The sequence below is a fragment of the Paenibacillus barengoltzii NBRC 101215 genome (assembly GCF_004000745.1).
GTDB classification, from domain to species: domain Bacteria; phylum Bacillota; class Bacilli; order Paenibacillales; family Paenibacillaceae; genus Fontibacillus; species Fontibacillus barengoltzii.
Genome location: NZ_BILV01000005.1, coordinates 23774 through 42499, shown reverse-complemented (window position 1 = coordinate 42499; position 18726 = coordinate 23774). Strand labels below are relative to the sequence as shown.

Annotated in this window: 16 protein-coding genes; 8 read left to right on the top strand and 8 right to left on the bottom strand. The window is 53.9% G+C overall.

Annotated features, from left to right (window positions below; translation table 11 throughout):
• Positions 1-58 precede the first annotated feature (58 nt).
• From PBA01S_RS02130 to PBA01S_RS02110, 5 genes are read right to left on the bottom strand one after another with little or no spacing between them, the layout of a single operon-like run.
• Positions 59-451, bottom strand: a complete 393-nt coding sequence (locus PBA01S_RS02130; RefSeq protein ID WP_127575203.1) for a DUF350 domain-containing protein — start codon at positions 449-451, stop codon at positions 59-61.
• On the bottom strand, positions 448-1089 hold the full coding sequence (locus PBA01S_RS02125; RefSeq protein WP_028540369.1) for a hypothetical protein: 642 nt from the start codon (positions 1087-1089) through the stop codon (positions 448-450). The genes PBA01S_RS02130 and PBA01S_RS02125 overlap by 4 nt, the downstream gene beginning before the upstream one ends.
• Positions 1090-2292 (bottom strand): glutathionylspermidine synthase family protein, encoded by a 1203-nt coding sequence (locus tag PBA01S_RS02120; protein WP_127575202.1) that lies wholly within the window; start codon positions 2290-2292, stop codon positions 1090-1092.
• Positions 2289-3050: a hypothetical protein gene (locus PBA01S_RS02115; protein ID WP_255315268.1), complete on the bottom strand. Its 762-nt coding sequence runs from the start codon at positions 3048-3050 to the stop codon at positions 2289-2291. The genes PBA01S_RS02120 and PBA01S_RS02115 overlap by 4 nt, the downstream gene beginning before the upstream one ends.
• 30 nt (positions 3051-3080) lie before the next feature.
• Entirely contained in the window at positions 3081-3284 is a 204-nt protein-coding gene (locus PBA01S_RS02110) for a hypothetical protein (protein WP_036701668.1), read from the bottom strand.
• A 512-nt stretch (positions 3285-3796) separates the two neighbouring features.
• Here PBA01S_RS02110 and PBA01S_RS02105 point away from each other — a divergent pair.
• On the top strand, positions 3797-4471 hold the full coding sequence (locus PBA01S_RS02105) for a PDDEXK family nuclease (RefSeq protein WP_164744067.1): 675 nt from the start codon (positions 3797-3799) through the stop codon (positions 4469-4471).
• 415 nt (positions 4472-4886) lie between these two features.
• Here the strand turns inward: PBA01S_RS02105 and PBA01S_RS02100 are convergent, their stop codons facing one another.
• The 3 genes from PBA01S_RS02100 to PBA01S_RS02090 form a co-directional block, all read right to left on the bottom strand.
• Positions 4887-6305 (bottom strand): hypothetical protein, encoded by a 1419-nt coding sequence (locus PBA01S_RS02100; RefSeq protein ID WP_028540373.1) that lies wholly within the window; start codon positions 6303-6305, stop codon positions 4887-4889.
• 112 nt (positions 6306-6417) lie between these two features.
• Positions 6418-7047, bottom strand: a complete 630-nt coding sequence (locus PBA01S_RS02095) for a copper amine oxidase N-terminal domain-containing protein (RefSeq protein WP_127575201.1) — start codon at positions 7045-7047, stop codon at positions 6418-6420.
• A 169-nt stretch (positions 7048-7216) separates the two neighbouring features.
• Positions 7217-9055 carry a sigma-54 interaction domain-containing protein gene (locus PBA01S_RS02090; protein ID WP_127575200.1) on the bottom strand — a complete coding sequence of 613 codons (1839 nt, stop codon included), beginning with the start codon at positions 9053-9055 and terminating at the stop codon, positions 7217-7219.
• Positions 9056-9284: 229 nt separating this feature from the next.
• Between PBA01S_RS02090 and PBA01S_RS02085 the strand changes: the two genes are divergently transcribed.
• From PBA01S_RS02085 to PBA01S_RS02055, 7 genes are all read left to right on the top strand, one after another.
• Positions 9285-10199 (top strand): proline dehydrogenase family protein, encoded by a 915-nt coding sequence (locus PBA01S_RS02085; RefSeq protein WP_028540375.1) that lies wholly within the window; start codon positions 9285-9287, stop codon positions 10197-10199.
• 35 nt (positions 10200-10234) lie between these two features.
• Positions 10235-11803: an L-glutamate gamma-semialdehyde dehydrogenase gene (pruA, locus tag PBA01S_RS02080; RefSeq protein ID WP_127575199.1), complete on the top strand. Its 1569-nt coding sequence runs from the start codon at positions 10235-10237 to the stop codon at positions 11801-11803.
• 630 nt (positions 11804-12433) lie between these two features.
• Positions 12434-13702 (top strand): Glu/Leu/Phe/Val family dehydrogenase, encoded by a 1269-nt coding sequence (locus PBA01S_RS02075; RefSeq protein ID WP_127575198.1) that lies wholly within the window; start codon positions 12434-12436, stop codon positions 13700-13702.
• Positions 13703-13705: 3 nt separating this feature from the next.
• Positions 13706-15109, top strand: coding sequence for an NAD-dependent malic enzyme (locus tag PBA01S_RS02070; protein WP_127575197.1), 1404 nt, complete (start codon positions 13706-13708; stop codon positions 15107-15109).
• 198 nt (positions 15110-15307) lie between these two features.
• Entirely contained in the window at positions 15308-15943 is a 636-nt protein-coding gene (locus tag PBA01S_RS02065) for a hypothetical protein (protein WP_127575196.1), read from the top strand.
• Positions 15944-16104: 161 nt separating this feature from the next.
• Positions 16105-17313: a lysophospholipid acyltransferase family protein gene (locus PBA01S_RS02060; protein WP_127575195.1), complete on the top strand. Its 1209-nt coding sequence runs from the start codon at positions 16105-16107 to the stop codon at positions 17311-17313.
• A 12-nt stretch (positions 17314-17325) separates the two neighbouring features.
• Complete coding sequence (locus PBA01S_RS02055) at positions 17326-18693, top strand: sodium/glutamate symporter family protein (protein WP_127575194.1); 1368 nt, start codon at positions 17326-17328, stop codon at positions 18691-18693.
• The last annotated feature ends 33 nt before the right edge of the window (positions 18694-18726 follow it).

The window sequence follows — 18726 nt, the reverse complement described above, 5'->3', positions numbered from 1 at the left end:
TTCCACCAGGCTCGAATTCATCGGCGGAATACGGGGGTTCTTGTTTATTTGCCCTGCGTTAGATAATGAGGCTGCTCACTGCAAACGCCATCCCGATAAACACCAAGCACAGCAAGGTGCCGACCGCAACATTTCCCTGCTTCAGTTGGTCGGAAATCTTAAATCCCGGGGTAACCAATTCAAAAATCCAATAAGATGCCACGAGACACACATAACCTACGGCAAACCACAGGACCATATGTAAGATGGAGGTGTTCGTGAAGGCGGACACCCCTAAGATGATTGCGGTGCCCAGGAATTTGCCGCCCAGCGCCAGGGCTACGGCGACATTACCTTTCTTCAACTCCTCCATATCGCGGTAAGGGGTCATCCAATTGAAGACCACCATCCCCAGCAACTGCAGCAAAATCATCACGATGACACTAACTACAATATTGATCACGATCGTCAATTCGCCCACCCCCGAAATTTCGCAAACGCCAAATCATAATCGGCAAAATCATGCACTTCCTCCAGCACAACCGGCACCGTCTTCGCTTTCTCCAGCGCAGCATACCGTTCCTCGTCGATAGGCTGCTTGATCCGGTTCCCAGTTGGCAGCTCTAGCACGGCAAAGCACCGTATTTTGCCTTGGTATTCCGTTTTATACACGCCAACTAGGTTGACGTCGGTCGTCACCGACACCTTCAGCTCGGCCAGATCTTTCTCGGCAGACGCCTGATCCGGATAGGATTTCAATGTCGTCCAGGAGGATAGGCGTACTTCGTTTTTCTGGTTCTCGTCCGTGGTCAGCTCGGCGTCCATAAACTGCAGGATCCAAATTTTATCCCCGGTGGCGTAATTGTTATCGTTCGGCAGCAGATCGTTATCGGGCAAAATCGTCATATCACTGCCCACCAGATCGCCAACCGTTGCTTCCACGATTTTATAGTCCCAAGGTACGCGGGCGGTTGTTAACTCCGCTTCCGAACCGCTCTCGGTCGAGAAGACGCTGGTCGTATCTCCGCAGGCTCCAAGGAAGCCCACCGACAACACCAGCATCAACGTAATGAGGAAACGCCGCGTCCAAGGCTGCTTCGAACTATGCATCTATTTCACTCCTAACGCGATAAAATGACTGGTATTGCCCGTAATCGGTCCGCCAGCTCGACCCAACAAGCCGCAAGGCGTCCCGTTCAGGACGAACAGGCCGGTCAACAAATGGCGCTCGCCGAAGACGGTATTGATTCGTGCCAGCTCGGCTCTTTTTTGATATACCGTGGGGAACAAGACGCTGCTGTCAAAGCCCTCTTGATCCTCCAGCTCCAGACGGCCCTCCTCATCAAACAAGCGGACCGAACCGCCTTCACGTCCAAACATCGACTTGGATACGAAGCCGCCGGCGAAGACCGGCTTGTTGTAGGTGGGCAGCATGTACTTCGCAATCGCCTGGCGTTCCTCGGTATCAAACAGCAAGCCCAGCTCGTAAAGCCCCCAGACAGCGGCAAGCAAGCCTTTGGATTGCAGCAAAATGCTGTGCGGCCCGTTGAAAATGGTCAGGCGACCGGTTTCGATCGCGTAACTTAACGCCTCGCCGGCATCGTCCACTGCCATCCATTCCTTCGGGTACAACGCGAAGAGGCGCTCAATGGTACGGCCGTCTTTATTTTTCAGGATGCCTTCGTCAATCCACAGCTCCAGGCAATCTTCATAGTGCAAATCCAGCCCGCTGTGCCGGCCCAGCGCTTCAATCGTTCCGGAATCCTCCAGATGCCAGCCGTAATCCACGCATGCGACGGTATCCGGCTGCTCAATGGCCCAAGCTTCCGCGACCAGGTCCTTCATCCGGGCATTTGGCGAATCGTATCCCGCCTGCTCCATCAACCACGGGGTGGCGATCGAAGCTTCCACGTAGCCGGTTGGCGTATCCGCATTGAGCTCCAGCAGCTTGATCGTGCCGTCATTCGCCACGGCAAAATCAAACCGCGCATAGCGGCTAATCAATCCCGGCTCCGGGATCGGCAGCTCATTGAGCATCGTCCACAGAATCGGTGGAATCCCAATCAGCTCATAAAGATCCGGCCGACGATGGACGTAGCGTGCGGCCTTGTCGAGAATGCGCCACAGCGCGGCCGCAGCTTGCTCGAGCTCCGCATAGGTTTCCTTCGGCATCAACACCAGCTGATCGATCCAATACTCCTCTTCCTCGAGATCCGCCCAGGTAAAGCCCAGCTCGGCCAGCTTCTCCACCCGCTCGCTCCGGTTGGGATGCGGCTGGCCCACAACTTCAAAAATATTGTTCTCGTCCGTCATCCGCCAAAGAACCCCTTACCGGTGCCGCTGGATCTCGAACCGGAAATCGAGCTCTTGGATGAGCCGGACGAGGAGCTCGACGACGAGCCCAGAGAGCTGGATTTCCCGCCGATGCCGCCCGCCTTCGAGGAGGTCGAACGCCGAACGATGGAGCCGGTTGACGAGGTCGAAGTCTTCGGACGAACGACGGAGCCGGCCATCTGTTTGTTTTGGAACGTTTCGCTGGAGTACGTTTTCGGCTTGTACGGCGTCGACGTTCCGGCATAATACCCGCGGTGATTGTCATACCAGCGGCTGGATGAATAGCTGGACCCGCTGTTGAACAGCAGGTGATACAGCAGCATATCGTCCCAACCGAATCCCCCGCCGTAATGGTTGATGACGGTGGTTCCTCCGGAGCCGTTCGAGGCGTCTATGCCGTTTGAGCTACCGGTCCCCGCGGCCTCCCCGGATGCTTCTTCTTCCTCCACCGGAACTGGGATGTTCCAGTCTACGTTTTTATCGAAATATTGCTTCACTTCCTCTGTCGACCAAGCCACCAGCTTCGGTTCGTCAGCCGACGTCCCGCTCCCTGTTGCCGTAGCCCCGGCCCCTGGAATCAGGAACGCATTCGCCAACAGCGCAATGCCCAGTGAGGTAGACAAGACGCGGATCGGCTTGCCTTCCGGGGTCAAAAATTTAGATACCAACGGCTCCTTCGCCGTTGTCTCTGATGCAGCAGTATTTTCCGTTCGTGTGGCTTCCTCTTCTTTGGCCAAGACCTATTCCCTCCTTACGAAAAAAACAGCTTACTCATGCACAACCGGTACGAGCAGCAGCTCCAGCTTCCCCTCGTCGACGTTCAGCCGGCCTTCTACCGTTTCAAACTCCCGGTTGCCCACGACTAGATAGTTGACATGCTCCAACGCAGCGACCATATTCGCGTTCCAGACACGCTCTTCCAGTTCCCGCAGCTCGCCATCCGGTAATTTTTCATACAACTTCACGTTCATGCCGTTCTCCAATGCCCCTCACCCTTTCGTTATACACACTAAATATTGTTACGCGCACATCCCCGCTTCGTTTCATCCTTTATGCAGGGAGAAGGTGGGAAATGAACCGGGAAGTGGACTTGTTAAGCGCTAAGGTTCGGCTCCAAGCGTCTGTCAGCAGCCTGCTAAAGCGACCGGTAGTGACTCCTAACTGGAAAACCCTTCCGTTAGCTTACGACCGTTGCTTAAGAAATGCAATGTAAAAATGGATGTGAGGTCAGATGAGTTTGCCTCCCTGCCCCCCAGCATATGCCCTCAACTAACACTCCCATGCTGGACGGAGCCCTCCGCCGGCACTATACTAAAAGCTAAGACGAAGCACGTTCCGTTTAGCTCAAGTTTGAACCATATTTAAGGGCTGGTACCATGACCTTTGGGTTGATGGCGCTCCTGGCGATTAAGGATCAAACTTCAAGAGCTAATGCGGGGCGTTTTTTATTTTGTTTAGAGGAGGCGATTGGCTGATGAGTTCTATGAGTTTTGAGGAAAATTACACAGCATTTCTCGAGCACCATTTAACCCGGAGATCCGGGGAACGCCGAGGCCGACTCGAACGTGGACATGCCCATGCGGAGTCATTGTTTCTGAGGAATGTGTGGTGGCCGTTGCGCGGCAACTTTGATGATCTTCATCCGGAGTACGAAGTCACCGATTGGCGGGGGCGCTCGTACTTCGCTGATTTTGCCTGGTTGCCTGGGAACGGAGAGTTGAAGCTGTTGTTTGAGATTAAGGGTTACGCTGCACATGTTCGCGACATGGACCGACAAAAGTACTGCCATGAGCTTAACCGCGAAACGTTTTTGCACGCCATGGGCTATCAGGTGATCTCCTTCGCTTACGACGACGTGGAGCAACGTCCAGAGCTCTGCATCAACCTGCTGCGTATGGTGCTCAGTCGATACCATCCGGAACAGGTGCCTATAACGCGCGGCCTGCTGGCGGAAAAGGAGCTCATCCGACTTGCCGTGCAACTCGCGCGCCCGATTCGCCCGGTGGATGTTGAACGTCATTTCGAGCTAAACCATAAAACGGCGGTCCAAATGCTGCATAAGGTGACAGCTAAAGGGTGGATGAGGCCCGTTTATCGTGGAAAGGGGGAACGCATCGTCAAATATGAACTGGTACGCGGAGTGGCGAACTATTTGTGATAGTGAATGCTGTAGCTGAACGGTGGGGGTGGTCGGAGTGTGAGACAGTGAGGGGGGGCGGAGTTTTAATGAGTAATTAGGGAGTCGTACGACGGGACAAAGCTGGTGTTGTGAAGAAGTCAGACGGTCTAACGGTAAATGCTACTGTTAATTTAGGCAGATCATGGGGTTTTGTTACGATTAACGGTAAATCCTACTGTAAATTTGGTCAAAAACCGCGATTCGGGGCAAATGTACCGAAAATAACGGTAGGTTTTACATGTAAATTGCGCTAAAAGCTCAAACTTGCGAAATTAACGGTAGGTTTTGGAGCTAATTAGTTCAAGGGATGCATTCGCGGCAAAAATCAAAGAAGGAGGCGGCCACACCGCCTCCTTCTTTGCAAGTGCAAGTACAACCCATTCCCTCCCTGGTGTTACACCAGGAACATCGCCACCACGGTGGTCACGGCAAGGCCGATGAGCACCGGCTTGAGGTTCCGGCGGGCAAGCTCGAACGGACTCACGCCGCAGATGGCGGCGGCAGGAATGAGCGCCCACGGGATCAGCGTACCGCCGCCGACCCAAATGGCGGCGACCTGCCCCAGCGCCGTCAACACGGCCGTGCCGGAGCCGATGGCGGTGCCAAACAGCTGGGCGATCGAGCCGGCCAGCGATATGCCCGAGAAGCCGGAGCCGTCCAGGCCGGTGATCGCTCCGGTCACGGCAAGGGTCACGGCGCCGATGATGCCGTTCAGCGGAACGACGTCGGCCAGCGCTACACCGAGGTCGTTCACGATCCCGTGCGATGTTTCGGGCAGCACCTGCCCGAACAGCTCCTGAAACGCCGCGTCGCCTAGATAGAAGAAGGCGGCGATCGGGATCACGGGGCCAAACACCTTAAAGCCAAAGGTCAACCCTTCGATCAAATACGAGGTGATCTTCTCCAGGCCCCGGTTCCGGTGCGCCAGCAGCGTCACGCCAATCAGGATCAGCACCGCTGTGCCGCCAACCAGAGCCGTCGCATCGCCGCCCTGCAAATTGAGCAGGAACATAGCGACAACGTCGGCGGCGAACAGCAGCGGGATCAGGATGGCCAACCATTTTTGGGCCAGAGGGGTAATGGCTGCGCGATCCTCTTTGCTCGTTGGACGATCCTCGCTAAGCACGCCTCCCGCGTCTTTTCCGGCGATCAGGCCATCGCGCCACGTGCCGTTCCGCTGATCACGGCGCATCAGCCAGAAAGCAGTCACCGTGCTCACCAGACCCATGACGAGAACCAGCGGCACGCTGGCCGACATGACGCTAGAGACGGGCAAGCCCGCGGCGTCTGCCGTCAGCTTTGGCGCCCCCTGAATGATATAGTCGCCGGACAAAGCGATGCCGTGCCCAAACAAGTTCATCGCCACCGCCGCCCCAAGCGCCGGCAGTCCCACGCGGACTGCCACGGGCAACAGAACAGCGCCGATCAGCGCCACCGCAGGTGAGGGCCAGAAGAACATCGAGGTTACCATCATAATAATCCCGATGCCCCAATATGCCATCGTTGGTGTGCGAATAAACCGCGTCAAGGGGGAGACCATCGTTTCGTTGATGCCCGTGCGAATCAGCACCCGACTCATCGCCACGATGATCGAGATGATCATAATCGTCCCCATTAGTTCTTTGGTTGCATAAATAAACGAATTAAAAATACCCGAAACCGAGCCGCTGAGTGTTTGCGTCGCAAGCAACCCCAGCGTAAAAATCCCCGCCACACAAATCATCGTCGTATCGCGCCGCTTGATCAACAACGCCATGATAAAGACGATGAACGCTAGATACACATAATGAATTGCCGACAACTCTATGCCTATCATGGAGTCACGCCCCTCTTCCTGCAAGTGTGCTATATGCTATGCAGGAGCCCAAGCAAGGGTTCGGCCCATGTCGAGGTTCAGAGCAGGCGATTCATTGCTACTTTACATTTTACTTTATTGTGATACTCAGTTTATTCGAATCATCCGATTTCAAGCTCGCCCCAAGCCCTTTAACAAGGCTTTGTAATGGTACATAAGTAACTCCTTTGACGACCAGGGGCGCCACATTCATCGATTCAGCTTCCCCGTTGTAGTACACTTTCTTGCTTCCTATTGTAAATGTGACCGTATTCGAATTTTTACTTACAGTAATGACACCACTTTTGGCATCATAACTAAAGGTTGCACCTAGTAAATCTGCAATTTCGCGGAGAGGAACCAGGTTTGTATTTTGATAAATGATTAAACCACTATCGAAACTTGCTTTCTGCCCATTAATGAATACAGTCAGTTTAGATTTCTTATAGGTTGGCTCTGTCGATTTTGGAGCAGAAGAACCTTTGGTTGATGGTTTGGTAGAACTTTTGGAAGATGAAGAAGAGGATTTCTTACTAGAACTAGAAGAAGAGCTTCCCCCATTATGGTAGTGATATTCGCCTTGTTCTAATCCCCATTTGGCGCAATTGGTCCGACACGTGTGGCCACCTTTCGCATCCGTTCGACCTGGATGGGCACTAGCCACAGTACTAGACAAGACAAACATCAGTAAAAAAGAACTGAGCAGCAATTTCTTTTTCATTGATCCAATCCCCCATTTAGTATAATATTCCTAGGTAATATTACCATGTACAGAGTATTGAGGGAATGTTTACTAAACGAGGAATACCTTTTTGGAGGAACATTAGTCACTAAAAGCAACAGGGTCTTTGTGATAAAACACAAAGGCCCCGCCTTTTCCTAAAAATGGACTATACTAAATTATAATCCCGAATCTTTTTATAAAGCGTACCCCGGGAAATACCCAGCAGCTTGGCGGCATTACTCTTGTTCCCCGCTGTCCGCTCCAGCGCTTCCTTCATCAGCTCCATTTCCTCTTCGGGGGTGATGCGTGGACGCAGCATTTTGTCCAGCCGATCGGACTGCTCCACAGAGGACAGCCTTGTTCCCCGCCCGAACTCAGAACCGGCAACGGCTCCGCTTCCAACCGCTATACCCGCCGCAGAATCCGCCGCTGCGAACTCCAGCTGAGCTTGCCGCTGCTGCAACGCCTCCGGCAAGTGCTCCAGCGTGATTTGCTCATTTTCGCTTAAAATTACACACCGCTCGATCACCGCCCGCAGTTCGCTAACGTTTCCCGGCCAGTCGTAATTTGCAAACGCCAGCATCACCTCCGGCGAAACGGTCGGCAGCGGCCTCTGATACTGCAACGAATACACGCGCAAATACATTTGCACCAACGGCCCCAGATCCTCCTGACGCTCACGCAGCGGCGGTACCTTCAGCGATACCACGTTCAGCGCGTAGTACAAATCCGCCCGGAATTTGCCTTCCCGCACGAGTTGGCCCAGATCCTGGGTGGTGCCGGCGAAAATGCGCACCGATACCGGCACGGCTTCCGAAGACCCCATTCGCGTGATCGTCCGGTGCTTGATGTAATGAGCTAGCTTCTCCTGTACGTCTAACGGCAAACACTCAATCTCATTCAAAAAAATCGAGCCGCCGTCCGCCGCCTCCAGCCGACCGGCCTGGCCCGACGGCTGTCCCGAGAAAGCGCCGCCTTGATAGCCAAACAGCTCCGCTTCCGCCAGTCCTGCCGGAACGGCCCCGCAACTCAGCGCCAAGAACGGGCCCTCCGACCGCGCACTGGCGCGATGGATCACTCTGGCCAACTGCTCCTTGCCCGCTCCGGTTTCCCCGATCAAGAGCACAGTGGAGTCGGTTTCGGCCAGTTTTTTGGCCAGCTTAATTACTTTGCCCATGCTCTCCCCGCGTCCGCTGATTAAGGCAAACGGATCCTCATCGCCAATCCGCTGGGTTAACAGACGGGATGTCGCTACGGTCAATTCATCATTCAGCTTCACGAGGTGCGTGATATCCTGCTCGGTCGCCACGCCGCCGATGATCCCTCCACCCGGCTCAACGATCGGTGATGCATTGATCAGCACATGCGTGCCTTCCCGCGGACGATGGTAGGCCCCGCGCAGCCGCCGGCCCTCATCCAAGATCCCCAGCACGACCAGCGCGTCTGGATCAAAATGCTCCCCGATCGTGCGGCCCACGATGTCCGCTTTCGCGATCTCGTACACTTCTTCCGCCACCGTGTTCCAGCCGATTACCGTACCGTTCCGGTCCACAACCGTTACCGCATCACTGACCGTCTCCAGCAGGGCGTCAAAATACGCCTCCGCCCGCTGCTGCCGATCCGCTGCTATTTTGAGCAGGTCGATCATCGGTAGATAACCAACAGGCTCCTGTCGATCATTAACCACCAACGCCAGCCGCCCGTTTGGATCTGCGCTGGACCAGCGGGTCGCCAGTTCGCTGACCGGAAGCGCCAGCTCCGACTCTTGGAACACGACCGAAACGATGAACCTCGTCCCGTCAAGCCGCAGTCCTCCCCCGATGCTCCCTTCGCCCCAAGCTTCAAGCCGCTCGGCACCATCCGGCGTCAACAGATACCAAGCCCCGTCGAACTCGACTGCCGCCGCTTGGCCATCCTGTAGTGCCGTAAGCAATGCCCTTATTTTTTCTTCCGGTTTCAACCGGGTCAAATCCTGCCGGAAGGATATCCGTTCATGATTGAACATAGGTACCTCACACGTAATGAAATTTTACTTGTAAATCTAACACGAATACAGGCGAGGTTCAATATTCCATCGCGAAGATTAGGCTTTCATCCAGTATAGATATGTTCAATATTGAACACTTTTGCTTTAATTTAAAATTTTTTTGTTTATTTTTTCAACTTATATTGTTCAAAAATCTAAAATATTGTATATTTTGTGTACAATGAGAAATGGAAAAGGATGGATGCCTATGGAAGCGTTGCTCCGCACCCTGTTTCAATCCTTCGCCAAAAGCCAATCCGTGGGACGAATGGCCCGCCGTTACGGGCTGCGCTTTGGTGCCAGCCGGTTTGTCGCCGGAGAAACGATTGATGGTGCAATTGAAGCTGTACGCGCATTAAATGCGACGGGTCGGGTAGCCACCCTCGATCACCTCGGTGAGTTTGTGTCCACAGAAGCCGAAGCTGAACTGTCCATGCGGATGTGCCTCAAGACCCTGGATGCCATCAATGAAGCTGGAGTCGAAGCCAATCTCTCGCTAAAGCTCACTTCACTGGGGCTGGGGATTAGCGACGAACTCTGCATGCGCAATCTGACCACGATCCTGAACCGAGCCCGTCTGTACGGGTTGTTTGTGCGCATCGATATGGAGGATTTTACTTATTGTGAAAAAACGATCTCGATCTACAAGCAACTGCGCGAACAAATCGACAACGTTGGCATCGTCATCCAAGCTTACTTGTATCGCTCCATAGACGACATCGAGAACTTGAAGGCCCTGAAGCCGAACCTTCGCCTTGTGAAGGGAGCCTACAAGGAATCACCGAAGGTCGCATACCCGTCCAAGTCGGACGTCGACGAAAATTTCAAACGCCTCATTTCTACCCACCTGATGAACGGCGGTTATGCCGCCATAGCAACCCATGACTCCCAGATGATCGACTACGCGAAGAAACTAATTCAGGATTTATCCATTCCACCGGATCGTTACGAATTTCAAATGCTATACGGCATTCGCGAAGATTTACAGCTTGCGCTCGTTCGCGAGGGTTACAAGGTTCGCGTGTACGTCCCGTTTGGCAGCGATTGGTTTGGCTACTTTATGCGCCGCCTCGCGGAACGTCCCGCCAACGTATGGTTTGTCTTAAAGAACTTATTTAAGTAATAACCAAAAATCTTATTCATAAAGGAGTACTCCCTATGAGCACAACAGCAAAACTGGAAGCATTCCGTAATGAACCGTTTACCGACTTTCGTCAAGAGCCGGCCCGCCAGGCCATGGAAGCCGCGATTGCCCAAGTAAAGTCAGAGCTGGGGCGAGAGATTCCGCTGCAGATCGGCGGCGAGAAGATTTTTACGGAGGCCAAAATCCGCTCGATCAACCCCGGCAATCTTAATGAAACGATTGGTCATGTCAGCAAAGCCGATCAGAAGCTGGCTGAGAAAGCGATGCAGACTGCCCTCACGGCGTTTGAATCGTGGAAAAAGGTACCGCCCTACGAACGCGCACAGTATCTGTTGAAGGCCGCCAAACTCATGACTGAACGGAAGCATGAGTTCTCTGCTCTGATGGTGCTCGAATCCGGCAAGAACTACGCGGAAGCGGACGCTGATACCGCGGAGGCGATCGACTTCCTGAATTTCTACGCACGGGAAATGATCCGCTTGAGCGAGATCAACGAAACGATGCCGCTGACACCGGTCCCCGGAGAGCAAAACCGGCTGACCTACATCCCGCTTGGCGTAGGCGTCATCATTCCGCCATGGAACTTCCCGCTGGCGATTTGCGTGGGCATGACCTCAGCAGCGATTGTGGCTGGCAACACCGTACTGCTCAAGCCCGCTTCCAACACACCGGTTATCGCCTATAAGTTCGCTGCACTGATGGAGGAGGTTGGCTTGCCGGCCGGAGTGTTGAACTTCATCCCCGGCAGCGGCTCCGAGGTTGGCGATTATCTGACTACCCATCCGAAAACCCGGTTTATCAGCTTCACCGGCTCGAAGGAGGTCGGACTGCGCATCAGCAAGCTGGCAGCCGATACGGCTCCCGGGCAAATCTGGATCAAGCGGGTCGTCGCCGAAATGGGCGGCAAGGACGGCATCGTCGTGGATGAAACGGCAGATCTGGATGCAGCCGCACAGGCCATCGTGACCTCGGCTTTTGGGTTCCAGGGACAGAAATGCTCCGCCGGCTCCCGTGCGTTCATTGTAGCGTCCGTCTACGACGAGGTGGTGGAGAAAGTCGTATCATTGACGAAACAGCTGGAAATTGGCCTCCCCGAGCACAATAAAGCGGTTGGACCGGTGATCGACGAGGCTTCTTACCGCAAAATCCTCGATTACATCGAGATCGGGAAGCAAGAGGGGCAGCTTCTCACCGGCGGAGGGAAAGCCGAAGGCAACGGCTACTATATTCAACCTACCGTGTTCGCTGGCGTGGACGGGAAGGCCCGGATTATGCAGGAGGAAATCTTTGGGCCGGTACTGGCGATCGGCAAAGCGAAGGATTGGCGCGAAGCGATTGCGTTGTACAACAATACCGAGTTTGGGCTGACGGGGTCGTTCTTTTCCCGGGATGAGGATCGCATCAGCGAAGCGTTAGAAACGATGCACTGTGGCAACCTGTACGTGAACCGCAAATGTACCGGAGCGTTGGTCGGGGCCCATCCTTTTGGCGGCTTTAATATGTCGGGAACCGATTCGAAAGCCGGCGGCTACGACTACCTGCTGCTGTTCACCCAAGCCAAGCTGACTTCCCGGAAGCTGTAGGCGATCGATCGCTTCCAGGATACTTCTTGATCTTGTGCGCTTTGCTCTATTAATCTGTTGCTCTTTTGCCTTTTAGCTCTTTTGCTTTACTGCTCTTTTTGCTCGTTTCGTCATTTGCTAGCTTACTCTTTGCTCGTTGTTCGCTAGGACGGCGCTCCCTGCTCTAACGCTGATACAGAGCGCTATTGCAGCAAAATTAGCTTCTCACAAATTCTAACGACGCTGAGACACGCTATTTGGATGGAAATCCCCCTTTATGCCCGAATTATGACGCAATAAGCTTCGTGGTAAGCGTTAGAATTGCAGAACAGCAATTTTGGCGGCAATAAGGTTTGTGACAAGCGTTAGAGCTGCGGGAAGCCAGTTGCAGACGCAACATTAGAGCTACTGAAGCGGCGTTAAAGTTACTTAAGTAACATTAGAGTTTCTAAAACAGCCCTAGAGTTACCGAACTAGCATGAGTGTCTCCAAAGCAACATTAGAGTTACTGAAGTAACATTAGCGTCTCCGAATGCAATACTAGAGCTGTCGAAGCAATGTTAAAGCAGCTGAAGCAACCTAGAGCTTTAACGACGACGAGCTTAGCAGGCTTCAAATCTATCTCCAATACGGACGGAAGAAGGGTAACCCATGATTATGAACGGGAAACGAACACTTTCGGAAAATATGGACGTTTTGACCAGCACCCAACAGGTCATTCGCATGGCGCTCCAGACGATGAACGAGCCGCCGGCGATGTTTGACCTGCTCAAGGAGCCGCTGCGGATGCTGACCGTGCGGATTCCGGCGAAGATGGACGACGGCTCGGTCCAGGTCTTTACCGGTTACCGCGCTCAGCACAATGACGCGGTCGGGCCGACCAAAGGCGGCGTGCGGTTCCACCCCGACGTGACGGCGGAGGAAGTGAAGGCCTTGTCGATGTGGATGAGCATCAAATGCGGCATCGTGTCGCTGCCCTACGGCGGCGGAAAAGGCGGAATCGCCTGCGACCCGCGGACGATGTCGATGCGGGAGCTGGAAGCCTTAAGCCGCGGATATGTGCGGGCAATCAGCCAGTTGGTCGGACCGACCAAGGATATCCCGGCGCCTGACGTGTACACCAACTCCCAGGTGATGGCCTGGATGATGGACGAGTACAGCCGAATCCGCGAATTCGACTCGCCGAGCTTCATCACTGGCAAACCGCTGGTGCTCGGCGGCTCCTACGGGCGGGAATCGTCGACGGCCCTCGGCGTCACGATCGTGCTGAAGGAGGCCGCTAAGATGGCCGGCATGGCGGTGGAAGGCGCGCGAGTCATCATCCAGGGCTTTGGCAACGCCGGAAGTTACCTGGCCAAGTTCTTACACGACGCCGGGGCTATCATCGTTGGTATTGCCGATGCGCGCGGCGCGCTGTACGATCCGAACGGGCTTGATATCCTCGAGCTGTTGGATCGGCGGGATTCTTTTGGCGCGGTGACCCATCTCTATTCCAACCGGATCACAAATCAGGAACTGCTGGTGAAGGAATGCGACATCCTCGTGCCGGCTGCGATCGAGAACCAGCTCACCGAGGAAAACGCGCCGCACATCCAGGCCAAGCTGATCGTCGAAGCGGCCAACGGTCCAACGACGTATGCAGCGACAGAAATTTTGTCCAAGCGCGGGGTTCTGATTGTGCCGGATGTCCTAGCGAGTGCGGGCGGCGTGGTCGTATCCTATTTTGAGTGGGTCCAAAATAATCAGGGTTACTACTGGCCGCTGGAGGAAGTGAACGCGAAGCTGGAGCAGCTGTTGGTGGACGCTTTTCACAAGGTCTATCAGACTTCGGTGACACGCCGGGTGAACATGCGTCTTGCCGCGTATATCGTAGGGCTGAAGCGAATGACCGAGGCGGTAAAATGGCGGGGGTGGATTTAAGTTATGGCACGTACGTTAATTATTATCCGATTGGAGCTCGACCATAAGAAGGCCAGCTTCGGCGATGTCGCCGCTGCGGTGAGTGGTGCCGGAGGCGACATTACGTCGATCGACGTGATCTCCTCGGCTAAAGGATCTTCGGTACGCGACATTACCGTCGATACGGGCGACCAAGACGAAACGGCGTTCGTCAAGGCGCTTCGCAAGCTGCATGGTGTCCGGCTGATCAACGTCTCCGATCGCACGTTTCTCATGCATCTCGGCGGTAAAATCGCCATCGAGCCAACGATGCCAATTCGCAACCGCGACGATCTGTCGCAGGTATATACGCCAGGGGTCGCCAAAATCTGCACGGCGATCCACGAAAGTCGAAACAAGGCGTTTTCGCTGACGATTAAACGCAACACTGTGGCGGTCATCACGGACGGAACCGCCGTGTTGGGGCTTGGCAATATCGGTCCGTACGCCGCGGCGCCGGTGATGGAAGGCAAGGCGATGCTGTTTAAGCAGCTGGCCGGGGTTGATGCTTTTCCGCTCTGCCTGGATACCAGCGATACGGAAGAAATCATTCGTACCGTTAAAGCGATCAGTCCGATTTTTGGCGGCATCAATCTGGAGGACATCAGCTCCCCCCGGTGCTTCGAAATTGAGCAGCGGCTGGCGGAGGAACTGGACATCCCGGTCTTCCATGACGATCAGCACGGAACGGCGGTGGTCGTGATCGCGGGGTTAATCAACGCGCTGAAGGTCGTTGGCAAATCGATGTCCGAGGTGCGGGTCGTGGTAAGCGGCGTGGGGGCCGCGGGTGTCTCCATATGCAAAATGCTGCTGGCTGCAGGTGTAACGAAGCTTGTGCCGGTGGACAAGGAGGGGGCGATTGTCCGCGGGGGAACATACGGCTATCCGATGTGGCAGTGGCTCGCAGAGCAGCCGCAGGTGGAAAGCCAGCCCGGTTCGCTGCATGAGGTCTTGCCTGGTGCTGATGTGTTTATCGGCGTTTCTGCGGGGAATCTGCTGACCGGTGAGCATCTGCGGACGATGAACGAGCAGCCAATCGTATTTGCCCTCGCCAACCCGAACCCGGAGGTAGATCCAGAGGTTGGGCTGGCTCACGCAGCGGTCTTCGCAACCGGTCGAAGCGATTATCCGAACCAGATCAACAACGTGCTGGTGTTCCCCGGTGTGTTCCGAGGAGCGCTTGATTGCCGAGCCCGCGTGGTCAACGAAGCGATGAAGCTGGCTGCAGCACAAGCCATCGCCTCTGCCGTTACCGATGAGGAACGAAACGAGCAGTATATCATCCCGAGTATTTTTAATGATCAGGTCGTTCCGCTTGTGCGCAAAGCCGTCATCGAAGCGGCCATTGCCACCGGTGTTTCCCGGCGTATTCCACCGGATTTCCGGTGACACCACGCAAGTGGATACCCCATCTCGCTATACTTCCTTTCTTGCCCTTTTGCCTTGTGCAGTAAGGGCTTTTTTATGTTTCTAAATCAAATAGCCTCAAATTGGATTGCGCAAATCCGAAATTAAGATATATTAATTTTAGACAAATATCGAGGCATCTTGGTAAATTTTTCGGTTTTATATGAAAGGGGAATGTAAATGAGGAGAAAGCTTTACCTCATTCCGTCCAACGTTACACCGAGTACGAAGTCGCAACTAGACTTTCTCTCATCAGAACAATATAAAGTCAAAAATGCAACTGCACCCAACTCCAACGTAGAGATTCCTACGTTTGGACTTGAACCCGATGAATACTGGATTGTTGCGGTGGATGCTGCAGGAAATGTGTCACGCCCATCAAGCAAAATCACTCTTGTCGAAGGACCCGCTGAATGGGGGATATCCCTGAAATCTGATGCGCAGTTCTCAATCGACAAGAGTCTTACGGATCTCAGATTCCTTCTGTCCAGCATGCCTCCTGAGGGTGAGTCTGATTACAACTTCTTAGATATTAATAGCCTGATTGAGATTACTAACGGTTTAGAGACCTTGCGCGTCGGTAATTATGTGGAAGGACAATATTGCTTTGATGTCATTGATATGGCTGGTCGCCATGTTGCAAACGTTGTAATTAGCATGACAGGAGATGCGGTAGATTGGATGGATGGATCAACCAGCCAAGGAATCGTAATATCTCCGAAAGATGACCTTCACGGTGATGTATATCTTAATTTTTCGTTGTGGAGTGGTTCAGAGGAAATCGTTGAGCATCTCCCAGTTACATTCACCAATTAGCAAGCACCAATTAGCAAGCCCTATCATAGCCTCTGATTTTTAGAACGGCCTCCCCGGCCGTTCTTTTTTTCACCCAATAACTTCCCGCCGCCGAATTTGTCCAAAATATGATATAACAATATTAATGTGTTTTTTGAAATTCACCTTCAGGATGTGACCCTGTGAGCATAGAGAAGAAACCGGGAAAAATCGCGCAGCGACTTGTATTGTCCGCTCTACGCGCATTTCTCCAAAGCCGCTCCCAGATCAAGGTGGTACGCAACGATACCGTGGGCTTGAAGCCGCCGTATCTGATTTTGGCGAACCATGTAACCAACTGGGATCCGTTCTACATTAATTGTTACGTGGACGAGCCAATCAGCTTCGTGACCGGAGCTTCCCTGTTCCGAAACCCGTGGCTGGCCAAGCTGCTGAATTACACCGGAGCGATTCCCAAAATGAAAAATAAAAACGATACGCGCACCATCCGCAGCATGATCAAAGCCAAACAGAGCGGACGCGTCATCGGCCTCTTCCCCGAAGGGAACCGGAACTGGGACGGGACAACCGAGCCGTTGTTCTATTCCACGGCCAAACTCGTGAAATTGCTGGATGTCCCGGTGGTCATCGCCACCATTTCCGGCGGTCACCTGTCCTCTCCCCGTTGGGCGGAGAACCCTCGCAGGGGGCCCATTCACCTCTCCTTCGAGAAAAAATGGGACGTCGCCGCATTGGCCAACCATACGCCGGATGAGATCCATCGCCTGCTGACGGAGGCGTTGGCGCATGACGATGCAGAGTGGCAATCCCAGACTGGCGCAGCCTATTATGGTAAAGCTCCGGCGCATTACCTGGAGCGCTTGCTGTTCATCTGCCCGCACTGTGAAGTCCCAGGCCGTCTCCGCTCCGAACAGGACTTGTTCGGCTGCACGGCCTGCGGCTACACCGTTCGCTACACGCCACAGGGCAAGTTCGCCCCGTTTACCCATCCCCTGCGCTTCTCGACAACGCGGGACTGGAATCGCTGGCAGCTGGAACGGCTGAATCAAGTCATGCAAGAACCCGAACAGCTCGCCTCCTGGGAACCCGTCATGCAGGATCCCGTGCATATGTACGTTTCGGAGGGAGAGAAGCCTTTTCAATCGCTGGGAACAGGACGATTGCACTGGAACGCGGATCAAGCAGATTCTCTTACGTTTCAAGGGGATCACGGACAGGCGTATTCCTTCCCATTTGGCGAGTTGGAAGGGATCAACGTCCAACTTCACCACAAGTTTGAGTTTTACGTGGGAGATAAGCTGTATCGGTTCCTGTTTTACCAACCACGCACTTCAGCTTACAAATGGCTCAAATTTATTACCGCGCTGGAAAAACATTTCACCCGGCACTAGGAGGGTCTCTCTTTGGATAATTCATGGTCTTTCGTGATTGACTTTACGCTGCTGTCTTTGCTGATGGTCGTATCGGCCATCCTGAAGGCACGTATTCCGCTGTTACGCAAAATCATCGTCCCCACCTCCATGGTAGCCGGCATCCTTGGCTTAATCGTGGGTCCGGAGCTGCTCGGATGGCTTAAATTCGATCTCGATCGTATGGGGCAACTGGTCTACCATCTGATGGCGATCGGATTCATTGCCCTCTCCCTGAAGGAGCGGGAGGTGTCCAACAGCCCGGCGGTCATGAAATCCGGGATGCTTATCGTATCGACATACCTGATCCAAGGACTCGTGGGATTTGGTCTACTCTTGATCCTAACGGAGCTGTTCTATCCCGGAATGTTCCCAGGTATCGGTTTACTGCTTCCTCTCGGCTATGGACAAGGCCCAGGGCAAGCCTATTCGATCGGCAGCCGTTGGGAGGCTTTGGGGCTGGAAGGCGGCGCCAACCTTGGTTTGACCATCGCCGGGTTTGGTTTCATCTGGGCCGTAATTCCCGGAATCATTCTGATGAACATCCTGATCCGCCATCCGAAATTTAAACAGACGACATCCCGGCCACACAAAGAACGCACCGAGGTTACGGAAAAATCAGAAGAAGGCGAAATTCCGCTCAGTGACGCGATCGACAAGCTGACTTACCAAATCGCGCTGATCGGCTTTATATACCTGGTGACTTACTTGACGTTACGCGGACTGGAGACAGTGCTGACTCCGCTCGGGACCTATGGGGAAACACTGGCCCAATTGCTGATAGGCTTCCACTTCCTCATCGGCAGCCTGTACGCGATGGTGTTCCGGTGGATTCTCAACCGTTGGAAGCAAGCGGGCTTTCAGTTGGAGCACTCTCCGAACAACTACCTGCTGCAGCGGATATCCGGATTTTCCTTTGATTACATGATCGCCGCCTCAATTGCAGCGATCTCGATCTACGCACTGAAGCAATACTTAACGCCGGTGCTCATCCTAACGACAGTTGGCGGGTTAGTCACGGTATGGTTTATGGTTTGGTTAGTGCCGCGGGTGTTGCCGGAGGATAAGTTGCCGAACGTCCTCGGTTTCTACGGGATGCTGACCGGAACGATTTCCACCGGACTTGCGCTGGTCAAAGCCGTCGATCCGAAATTCCAATCGAATACGACAGACAACTTGGTTATGGGCAGTGCCTCCGCAATCATGTTCGGTTTCCCGCTGCTGTTGATCTTAAACATCCCAATCGTTGGGTATTTGCAAAATCAACCGGTGATGTACCTGTACACCTTTGGCGCCCTATTCTTGTATTTCGCAATTCTCATGGGCTTGCTGCTGTACCGGTCCCGAAAAGCAACGGCTTAAGCGAGCTTCCAAATGATAGGCCCCGCTCTCTTT

Bases quoted from the DNA above. Each gene is read 5' to 3' on its own strand.
- PBA01S_RS02120 (WP_127575202.1), bottom strand. From the start codon at position 2,292: ATGACGGACGAGAACAATATTTTTGAAGTTGTGGGCCAGCCGCATCCC.
- PBA01S_RS02090 (WP_127575200.1), bottom strand. From the start codon at position 9,055: ATGTTCAATCATGAACGGATATCCTTCCGGCAGGATTTGACCCGGTTG.
- PBA01S_RS02125 (WP_028540369.1), bottom strand. From the start codon at position 1,089: ATGCATAGTTCGAAGCAGCCTTGGACGCGGCGTTTCCTCATTACGTTG.
- PBA01S_RS02095 (WP_127575201.1), bottom strand. From the start codon at position 7,047: ATGAAAAAGAAATTGCTGCTCAGTTCTTTTTTACTGATGTTTGTCTTG.
- PBA01S_RS02105 (WP_164744067.1), top strand. From the start codon at position 3,797: ATGAGTTTTGAGGAAAATTACACAGCATTTCTCGAGCACCATTTAACC.
- PBA01S_RS02110 (WP_036701668.1), bottom strand. From the start codon at position 3,284: ATGAACGTGAAGTTGTATGAAAAATTACCGGATGGCGAGCTGCGGGAA.
- PBA01S_RS02075 (WP_127575198.1), top strand. From the start codon at position 12,434: ATGATTATGAACGGGAAACGAACACTTTCGGAAAATATGGACGTTTTG.
- pruA (WP_127575199.1), top strand. From the start codon at position 10,235: ATGAGCACAACAGCAAAACTGGAAGCATTCCGTAATGAACCGTTTACC.
- PBA01S_RS02070 (WP_127575197.1), top strand. From the start codon at position 13,706: ATGGCACGTACGTTAATTATTATCCGATTGGAGCTCGACCATAAGAAG.
- PBA01S_RS02065 (WP_127575196.1), top strand. From the start codon at position 15,308: ATGAGGAGAAAGCTTTACCTCATTCCGTCCAACGTTACACCGAGTACG.
- PBA01S_RS02085 (WP_028540375.1), top strand. From the start codon at position 9,285: ATGGAAGCGTTGCTCCGCACCCTGTTTCAATCCTTCGCCAAAAGCCAA.